This is a genomic window from Actinospica acidithermotolerans (assembly GCF_018139625.1).
Classification (GTDB): Bacteria; Actinomycetota; Actinomycetes; order Streptomycetales; family Catenulisporaceae; genus Actinospica; species Actinospica acidithermotolerans.
Genome location: NZ_JAGSOH010000199.1, coordinates 1 through 7,529, shown reverse-complemented (window position 1 = coordinate 7,529; position 7,529 = coordinate 1). Strand labels below are relative to the sequence as shown.

The window sequence follows — 7,529 nt, the reverse complement described above, 5'->3', positions numbered from 1 at the left end:
TCCCCGATCCTGATTCCTATTCCTTATTCCTTATTCCTTATTCCGTCACGCTCCAGGTGTGAACGCGGCGAAAGCGCGATCCAGCAACGCTTCGAGATCCGATTTCCCATCGGAAGTGGTCCAGTAGTCGAGCGCGATGTCGAGGCAGTCCAGTGCGGCTGCGGCCCGCACCGTCGGGCCGAGCGCGTCGACCGCTGGGGTACCGCCCGCGCTCACGCGGTCGGCGAGCGCCCGGCCCAGGGCGTGGCGCCAACCCCGGTGCTTCTGCGATTGCCGCGCGCACAGCGCCGGGGTGTCCCGGACCAGGCGCGTGACCGCGAGCGCCTCGACCGGATCGTGCCGATACTGCTCGATCGCCACGTCCAGCGCTCGGCGCAGCGCCGTCCAGTCGTCCTCGCCGGCCGGACGCTCGCGCAGCGCGTCCGCAACCTTCTCGCCCTGGGCGTCCAGCGCAAAGAGGACCGCATCCTCCTTGGTCCCGAAGTAGCGCAGGAACGTGCTGCGCGAGACCCCCGCCGCCTCGGCCAGTTCGGAGATCGTCACGTTTTCGAAGCCCTCGCGACGGAACAACTCGAACGCCACCTCGGCGAGCTCGGCCCGCACGGCGGCGCGGGCGATGTCTCGGGTGGTGCCGGTACGCGCTACAGCCATGGGCTGACCTTACCTCCCGTTCCGGACCGGATTGCAGACTTGAACTCCGGCACCTAAGATGACACCCAGTCTCATAAATGGTAGCTGGTTTCAGACCTTGGAGAGGCCCCGCCATGCCAAGCACTCTCGGCCTGATCGGCAGCGGAAGAATCGGCACCGCCCTGGCCCGGCTGGCCGTCGCCGCGGGCCTGGACGTCGTCCTGAGCAACTCCCGCGGCCCTGGAACCCTCGCGGGCCTGGTCGCCGAGCTCGGCGAGCACGCGCGCGCGGCGAGCCCCGTCGAGGCCGCCGAGTCCGCTGACCTCGTGGTCGCCACCATCCCGCTCAGCGCCTACCCGAAGCTCCCCGCCGCGGCGCTCGCGGGAAAGACCGTGATCGACACGATGAACTACTACCCGGACCGGGACGGGCACATCGCCGAACTCGACGACGGCACGGCCACCTCCAGCGAACTCGTCCAGCGCCACCTCGCGGCCTCCCACGTGGTCAAGGCGTTCAACAACATCGACATGGTCCGCCTGGAGAACCTCGCCCGGCCGACCGGCGCACCCGATCGCAGCGCCCTACCCATCGCGGGCGACGACGCGGCGGCCAAGGAACAGGTCGCCTACCTGCTCGACACGCTCGGCTACGACGCCGTGGACATCGGCACCCTCGCCGAGAGCTCCCGCAGCCAACCCGGAACCCCCGTCTACGTCACGCCCTACATGGCAGTCCGCCCTGAGGGACTCAGCGAGGAAGCCTCGCGGGCCTGGTTCCTCGAGACCCCCGGCGTGCCCGTGCCCAAGGATCGCGTCAAGCGACTGATCGACGTGGTCTGAGGCGGCCGGCACAGAACGGACCGGCGGTGGCAGGGTGGGTGCCCAGCCACCGGCGGTGGCACTCAGGCGCATCAGCCGGTTGCCGCCGGCTCGGCATGCTCCGCGCTGTCCGCGGTCTGGAGCGGGATCTGCTCGCGTTCGTTCGTAAGCGGCCGAGTTTGCCCGTTCATCGCGTCCTGTGGACCCCGGGAACCGGCCGGGCCTGTTGGCGGGCTGTGCGTCGAGGATCGCGTTCGACCTTGTGGTCGCGAATCCGCCACAGGAGGCTCGCTCGTCGCTCGTCGCTCGTCGCTCGTCGCTCGTCGCTCGTCGCTCGTCGCTCGTCGTAGTCGGGTCGGGTCGGACTCTGGCGGCACGGCCTGACATCAGCTCGGACGGCCCATATTTCAGTAGACGTCGGTGGTGAGTTCGTGTGCGGGGTCCGTTGCGCAGGCGAGGATCCAGTACAGCCCGTTCCTGCCGATGCTCACGCCGGTCGGTTCCTGGTCGCGCCATTGAGTCGGATCGCCCCATGGAAAGTCGGGCTCAGCGTTCGGGGCCCAGTGGTCGAGGGCTTCGCCGTCGGCGACGTGCAGCAGGGGTCGCATGGACGCCCCGCACGGGCAGGTGCGCAGGTGGTCTGGTTCCGGCGTGGAGATATCCCAGCCGCCGAGCTTCCAGCCTGGCGCCTCGACGAGGCGGAAATAGTGGTCGTTCTCATCAGTCTGAGCCTCGTCACGCTCGCGCAAGCGCTGTTCGAGGTCTGTAGGCAGGATGCCGAACAATTCGGTCCTACGGTTGTTCGGGCCCGCGTTGCAGATCGGCGGGAACTCCGCGAGGGGCTCGGGGTGCACCTCGCACGGGGTGATTCGCCAGAAATCCCAGGCGACGTGGTTCAGCTCGGGGAAGACTTCTTCGGCGGTGTCGAGTTCCGCGGCCGTGCGCCAGCGGGCGATCGGCTGCGGGCCGAGCTTGCCCAGGTGCTCGCCGGGGCACCACAGGATCTGGAGCAGCTCAGTGCCGTCGGGGAAGGGCAGTTCGGGCGCGTCACGGCGGAAGAACTGCACGACCGGGGCCATGACGACCGGCTCGGTGAAGATCCCGCCACCGGTGGTCATCCGGATCTCGTGCGCGGTCGGAGGGTTGGCGACCATATTTTGCTCATGAGTCTCGCGGAGCTGCGCGAGCCGGCTCTCCGGCAGGTGGTCGGCTATCCGTGCGAGCATCGCCTCGAACCGCTCGTTGAGCTGGGCGTGGCGCTCGGCTGCTTCGGCATCGGAGAGCAGCACCAGCCGCTCCACCTCGATCGTGTGCTCGGCCGTGCACGTCGGCCACGGCTCTCCGGTAGGCCAGAGCATCGGGCCGCCGACATTGCTCGACCGGCCGGACGGGGTACCCGGGCGCGGATGCAGCCGAACCGCGGTGCGGGCATAGTCGAGCAGTTCGGGGAACTCGTTCAACAGCAGGGCACGGCGCGGCGGAACGGTGCTGATCACGAATGGCCCTTCGAGCGGACTGCGGACAGCCGCGATCCTAGAGCAGCGACCCCTTGCCGCGGCACTACCGAACTGGAAAGCAAGCTACGCAGTGACACGTGCCGGGGCCCGGTTTCGCAAAGCCTTGGGAAGATCGGGTAGGAGGGATCGATCGTCACCGACACGCCCTTGAAGGCTTCCACGTGCCCGAACGGAGACGGGTGGCCGAACGTACAATCGGCTGGTTGATGTTCCATCGCAGACTTGCCGGCAATCTCGAGCCCCTACCGGCCACCTCCGAAGCCATCACTTACCTCGCGATGATCGACAACGTCAGTATGCGCATAACCTACTAAGCCGCGCCAACATAGCGAGGCGCCTACCAGGGCAAGAAACGCACGTCAAACGGCCATCTCAGAACACTTGGACTTCGAGCTGAGGACTCTCTGGCGGTCCACGAAGCCTTGAGCGCGGTCGGTGGTGCTTCGCTCTTTCCCCAGATGGGTGCCCCTCCGGCCCGGGTTGACTTTCACTTCGCAATGATCATCAGCCCGGGCCAGACAGCGCTCATCAGCATTGTACGAATCCGTGTCGCAGGCGTCCCTACTCGCGGGACCGGGTCAGAGGGCGAAGAAGCCGATGTCTCCCTCCGCGCTACCTGCTGTCTTATCGCGTGCCGCACGGGAAGCGATATCGCACGACAGTCAGCTGCTGGTAGGCCAACCAGCAGGACGTGCGGCTGGCCGGGTCAAGGCACGCCAGGGTGCGGCTCTGCGAAGCAGCCCCCCTTTTAAACCGCTCAGACGAGTCGCAGAGGCCGATCACTCGCTCGCCGAATTTGACGGAGCGGCAGTTACCGGCTACTGGTCCTCCATGCGGGTGAGCAAGTCCTCTTGCCTCTGGACGGCGTCGTTCACCTTCTGCGTGAGCACGTCGAGTTCGGCTTGTGGAGCCCCCCGATTCTCTGCGTCCCGGAGCTCTTCGATCGCCTGCCGTGCCAGCCGGTTGAGGGTATCCACCTCATCCTCGACGGCGGACTCGCGAGTCGGCGGGCCACCGTGGAGCAACTCTTCCCGCCTAGCCTTCTTCGCCGCTTTGCGGACCTTCGAGTCATAGCGGGGATCGCCTTCGAGCTGGAGTTCCACCTTGTGCGACTCGGGGTCGTAGAGCGCGCGCAGCACGTCACCCACCGCGGGAGGACTGATCAACTCCACTTTCACCTTCGTCTCCGCCCGGAACGGTTCCCCGTGGGCGGGCCGGACCTCGACGATGTATTTGATATTGGCCGTAGGGTCACCGACCATGCCTGTGTAACCCGCGGGTCCCACATCTTGGAGGATCTTCGCTTGTCCCTCGACCATGCTCTTCTTTTTATTGAACATTGCCCCATCATGACAGAACTGGATCGGGTAACAAGCGCCTGAAGCGCCCCGGGGTTGATCCAGACTCAAGGTTCGAGTTGTAGCTGCTGATTCGTGGTCTAGAGGTAGAAGCATCTTCGTACGCACGGCGGTTGTCCATGAGGGGTTGGGCTCGTCACGTCGACGAGGCCTGGCCGTCCGGGACTCTCCATGGGTCTGCGGCCGGGTGAGGGGGCACTGCAGCGGCTACGGTGGTGTTCGGCAGCGGCGCCGGGCGGTAGGAGGCCGGGTACGGCATCAAGGCGGACGCGAAGTGCGGTGCCGACTTCTTGTTCCAGAGAAGGATCACCGTGAAAAGGCCGAGGATCCAGTTCAGCAAACTGACGAGGAGCGGCACGAGAGCCCACGCGCCGCTAAGCCCTGCACTGGAAAGGGTGTCAACTGAGAAGCTGGCGAGCACGAGGACACAGGAGACGCCGAAGAACACCGTTCCGGTAATCCGCGCCCAGCTCTTGCCGGCCTTGTTGGCATGCGCCATCCAGAACCACAGGCCGGCCGGGAGCAGAAACCAGAGCGCGGAGGCGATGACATAGCCCGCCTCGAATGCGGATCGGCTGGAGCTGCCGGTGTAGGCAGCCTGGGGGTTATGGTGCCAACCGAGCACGCCGAGCAAGGCCGTGACAAGTCCGTTCGCTATCGCGAGCCCGGCGCCGACGCGCATGAACAGCACTGCGCGGTCCACGCTCGATGGGAGCGGCCGGTTCGCCTGCATCGCTGTGGTGTCTCGCGGCTGAGCCGCCTTGGCCTGCCCAGGTTGTCCCATGATGTTCCCCTCCTGATTTGAACGAGCGGGGCTCATTGTAGGGCGAGGCGCACCTCCGCTCTCCTGTACTTCTTTCGAGGCGGGCATGAGCGGACAACTGATACATCCAGGTCGGCGCCATAAAGCAGCCGATAGCAGATAGTCCGGTCCCGGAAGTTCATCGGCCGTCGTGCCGAAGCGCAAATAGCGCCATCGTGGGCTGGCGGTGCTGCTGGCTAGGGTCGTTGTCGGTGGGCAGCGTCGAGCCACGGCCAGCCGTCGAGGTGGAGGAACCTGCGGTCGGTAATGGGCCATTGGTCGGCGGTGAGGGCGTCGATGAACACGCGCACGACGCCCGGTTCGTTCAGGTTCAGCCGCCGCCCTGCATCATCGGCGATGACGCCCGCCGCCGAGGTGCCACCGTCGGGTATCCCGAACCCGGGCTGCGGCCGGAAGTGCAGCGCTTTTCCGCTCAAGGATGCGAGACGGCGGATGGTCAGGATCTCGTCGCAGCCCTCGTGATGACGGTGCCGCACCCGCCAGAGATAGGTGTGCCCGTCGGCCGTGAGCAGACGGTGGCTGCGATTGCGCGACACCTCGGCATGCTACTGACTGTGGCATGTTCGCGTCATGCCGTTTATGACGCATGATCCTCACCGCTCACACGCCTGCTCGCTGAGCAGCACGGACACGGTCGGCCGCCGCCAGGCCCCGCGGGGATGGCCGCAGGAGTCAACAAGGAGCACCGGTCTGGTCGAACCGGAGTCCACCTGCTATCGACATTGGGCGTCGATGTAGTCCGAGAACCGCGGGAACTCGGCCCGCGCCGCCGAGACGATCTGCTCCACCGGGCGACTCTTGCCAGGCGCGTGGCGTTCGGCGAGTGCTCGGAAGGCGTCGTTCGGCTCCTGAATGCTGCCGCGGTCTTCGACGGCCTCAGCGGGCCCGTATCCGGCGGCGAACAACCAGAGCAGATCGCCTAGGTCCCGTGCGACGACGCTGCGCTGTCCCTCGGAGCCAAGGTAGACGACCGGTTGGTCAGTGATCGGTGATCCCGGACGGACCAACCAGAACCCGGCATAGTCGCCGGATCCTGTCGTGCCGAAGAACCGGAACTCACTGCCGTCGACCTCGCGATTCCCGGTCCAGAGACGGAACCACCACGCCGTATCCGCGGCAGCCTCAAAGGCCTCGTACACCGCGAAGTCACTGCCGCGAGCCGTATCGGTCTCCTCGTCCCACTCCCACTCGAAGCCGATCGTATACACCTCGGCCAGGGCATCCGGCAGGGACAGGTCCTGTGCAGTCTCCGTCACGACGCGAGGCTACAACATCCTGCTCGGCCGGCAACCTATGCTGCCGCCGCCGTGGAGCACGATCCAAGGCGGTGATCACAACACGCCCGTGCCGGTGACCTGAGGGCTCTGCGATGTGTGGCTACGTGGCCGATGATCGCCGGGCCGTTGCTGCGGCGTGCGCCTCCTGGGCTTCTTGCAGTTCCGCGTACCGGGCTTGCTTCGCTGTTTCACGCTGCCGCACCTTCTCGCTGTTCGACGATCGAATCGTCCTCGTGACCAGCACCACGGGGAGGATCAGCACCCAGTACGAGACGAGGTAATGACCGCCCCGGAATCCGAACGTCAGGTAGAGGCCGTAGCAGAAGAACACGATGCCCAAGAAGAGGTTGAGGGTCACGCCAGACCGTGAATGTCCGCGCAGGGGACCGAGCACGATCATCGCCAGTCCGCCGACCAGCAGCAGCACGCAGTACCAGGAGAATCCTGCGTTGTTGGCGAAGTCGAGGTTTCCCATGGTTCCCCCCACGGCGCGTCATCCGGTTGTCATTGCGGAGCTGTGGCAGCTGAAGGCTGAAGCTACTGGACGCCTCAGCGAAACGGCAAGGGCGATACGGCAGCGCAGCACCGCAACGGGCCCGACGACCAACGCGACACGACAGCGCCGACCCTCCTCAGGGCTGCCCTTTTGGATGGCGTGATGGCGTGGGGGCGAGCGCGTGGAGGACGATGGAGTGCTGAAAGCCGGCTTGCCGGTCGGCGTTGTGGCAAGGTGCGGTAGGTGATTCCAGGAACGCGACTGCGCACTGCCGCCTACCTCACCTTCTACACGGTCGTGGCCGCACTGGCTCTCGGATGGCTGGCTCAGGTGACCTCGAGTCAGTGGACATCGGTGGTGGCGGCGGGGGTCGTAGCTGTATCCGTGTGCGTGGGTTTGCACCGGCGCTTGTCGTTGGATGGCGCGGACAACCAGCCCGCCCCCGATCTAGTGCCGCATCAGGTTACGTTCGCCTCGTCCGTGTGTGATGCTCAAGGGCGTGGATGACGCGATGCGCGAGCGGCTTTCGGGGCTGTGGGATGAGCACCGAAGTGCCCCGTTCCCACCGTCGGACCGCGGCCGCGACCTCGGGGGCGTGGACCTCGTC

8 protein-coding genes are annotated in these 7,529 nt (G+C 66.1%); 1 reads left to right on the top strand and 7 read right to left on the bottom strand.

Annotated elements, in window-relative coordinates; genetic code table 11:
* Positions 1-45: 45 nt before the first annotated feature.
* Positions 46-651 (bottom strand): TetR/AcrR family transcriptional regulator, encoded by a 606-nt coding sequence (locus KDK95_RS33290; protein WP_212522345.1) that lies wholly within the window; start codon positions 649-651, stop codon positions 46-48.
* A gap of 113 nt (positions 652-764) precedes the next feature.
* On the opposite strand from KDK95_RS33290, the gene KDK95_RS33285 reads away from it, so the two are divergent.
* Entirely contained in the window at positions 765-1,472 is a 708-nt protein-coding gene (locus KDK95_RS33285) for an NADPH-dependent F420 reductase (RefSeq protein WP_212522344.1), read from the top strand.
* A 386-nt stretch (positions 1,473-1,858) separates the two neighbouring features.
* On the opposite strand, the gene KDK95_RS33280 is transcribed toward KDK95_RS33285, so the two are convergent.
* The 6 genes from KDK95_RS33280 to KDK95_RS33255 all read right to left on the bottom strand — a co-directional run bounded on the left by KDK95_RS33280 (position 1,859) and on the right by KDK95_RS33255 (position 6,901).
* Positions 1,859-2,947: a hypothetical protein gene (locus tag KDK95_RS33280; protein ID WP_212522343.1), complete on the bottom strand. Its 1,089-nt coding sequence runs from the start codon at positions 2,945-2,947 to the stop codon at positions 1,859-1,861.
* Positions 2,948-3,786: 839 nt separating this feature from the next.
* A complete protein-coding gene (locus KDK95_RS33275) occupies positions 3,787-4,308 on the bottom strand; it encodes a hypothetical protein (protein WP_212522342.1) in 522 nt (173 codons plus the stop codon).
* 154 nt (positions 4,309-4,462) lie between these two features.
* A complete protein-coding gene (locus KDK95_RS33270; RefSeq protein WP_212522341.1) occupies positions 4,463-5,059 on the bottom strand; it encodes a hypothetical protein in 597 nt (198 codons plus the stop codon).
* Positions 5,060-5,325: 266 nt separating this feature from the next.
* Positions 5,326-5,685, bottom strand: coding sequence for a hypothetical protein (locus KDK95_RS33265; protein WP_212522340.1), 360 nt, complete (start codon positions 5,683-5,685; stop codon positions 5,326-5,328).
* A 177-nt stretch (positions 5,686-5,862) separates the two neighbouring features.
* Positions 5,863-6,357: a hypothetical protein gene (locus tag KDK95_RS33260; protein ID WP_212522339.1), complete on the bottom strand. Its 495-nt coding sequence runs from the start codon at positions 6,355-6,357 to the stop codon at positions 5,863-5,865.
* Between the two features lie 169 nt (positions 6,358-6,526).
* Entirely contained in the window at positions 6,527-6,901 is a 375-nt protein-coding gene (locus KDK95_RS33255) for a hypothetical protein (RefSeq protein WP_212522338.1), read from the bottom strand.
* Positions 6,902-7,529 lie beyond the last annotated feature (628 nt).

Coding starts and splice junctions, on each gene's coding strand:
- KDK95_RS33255 (WP_212522338.1), bottom strand. CDS start 6,901: ATGGGAAACCTCGACTTCGCCAACAACGCAGGATTCTCCTGGTACTGC.
- KDK95_RS33290 (WP_212522345.1), bottom strand. CDS start 651: ATGGCTGTAGCGCGTACCGGCACCACCCGAGACATCGCCCGCGCCGCC.
- KDK95_RS33285 (WP_212522344.1), top strand. CDS start 765: ATGCCAAGCACTCTCGGCCTGATCGGCAGCGGAAGAATCGGCACCGCC.
- KDK95_RS33275 (WP_212522342.1), bottom strand. CDS start 4,308: ATGTTCAATAAAAAGAAGAGCATGGTCGAGGGACAAGCGAAGATCCTC.
- KDK95_RS33270 (WP_212522341.1), bottom strand. CDS start 5,059: ATGCAGGCGAACCGGCCGCTCCCATCGAGCGTGGACCGCGCAGTGCTG.